The sequence below is a fragment of the Yersinia sp. 1252 StPb PI genome (assembly GCF_048593885.1).
Taxonomy (GTDB): Bacteria; Pseudomonadota; Gammaproteobacteria; order Enterobacterales; family Enterobacteriaceae; genus Yersinia; species Yersinia enterocolitica_E.
In genome coordinates this window covers 1-978 of the sequence record NZ_JAZGQE010000410.1, presented here as the reverse complement: position 1 = coordinate 978, position 978 = coordinate 1, and the positions used below count along the sequence as shown (strand labels likewise).

The following is a 978-nucleotide window of genomic DNA, read 5'->3' as shown; positions in this document are numbered from 1 at the left end:
AATCGCGATGAAGCATCACAAGGCATAATAAAATCAATAACTAATAACATATTCTATTAAAAAAATTCAGACAGGAGTTTAAGCATGAAAAAGTTACTATTGGCAACCCTACTCAGTGGTATGGTTTTCAGCGCGACTGCCGCAGAAACTATTCGTTTTGCTGCCTCAGCCACCTATCCGCCATTTGAATCAATGGATGCCAATAACGAAATCGTCGGCTTCGATATGGATCTGGCAAAAGCGTTGTGTAAACAAATGGAGGCCAACTGTACCTTCACCAATCAGGCTTTTGATAGTCTTATCCCAGCACTGAAATTCAAACGTTATGATGCCGTCATTTCTGGCATGGATATTACCCCTGAGCGTAGCAAACAGGTCGCGTTCACCCAGCCTTATTATGCAAACTCCGCCATTGTGATTGCGCCGAAAGGTAAATTCAGTTCTTTTGCCGACCTGAAAGGCAAGAAAATCGGGATGGAAAATGGCACCACTCATCAGAAATATTTGCAGGATTTGCATCCTGAAATTCAGACAGTGGCTTATGACAGCTACCAGAATGCCATTATTGACCTGAAAAATGGCCGTATTGATGGGGTGTTTGGTGATACTGCTGTAGTGAATGAGTGGCTGAAAACCAATCCGAATCTGGCATCAGTTGGCGAACATGTGACCGACCCACAATACTTCGGCACTGGCCTTGGCATTGCGGTACGCCCGGATAATACCGCATTGTTGGAGAAGTTGAATAAAGCCATTGATGCCGTTAAAGCTGACGGGACATATAAAGCCATCAATGATAAGTGGTTTCCAAACTGATTTAATAACTTCCCCAAAGTCATTGCAGTTGTAGATAGGCGGCAAGTGAACACAGCCAACAACCCTACAGCTTCAAGGACACAGAACATACCCAAAGTCATTGCAGTTGTAGGTAGGCGGCAAGCGAACGCATCCCGATGAGCTTACTCAAGTAAGTGATTC

At 44.2% G+C, this 978-nt stretch carries 1 protein-coding gene; it reads left to right on the top strand.

The window, feature by feature from the left end:
• The first annotated feature begins 84 nt into the window (after window positions 1-84).
• The gene (artJ, locus tag V2A85_RS23955) at window positions 85-816 is read left to right on the top strand and encodes an arginine ABC transporter substrate-binding protein (protein WP_372559358.1); all 732 of its coding nucleotides are present in this window, start codon (window positions 85-87) and stop codon (window positions 814-816) included.
• Window positions 817-978 lie beyond the last annotated feature (162 nt).

Bases quoted from the DNA above. Each gene is read 5' to 3' on its own strand.
- artJ (WP_372559358.1), top strand. From the start codon at position 85: ATGAAAAAGTTACTATTGGCAACCCTACTCAGTGGTATGGTTTTCAGC.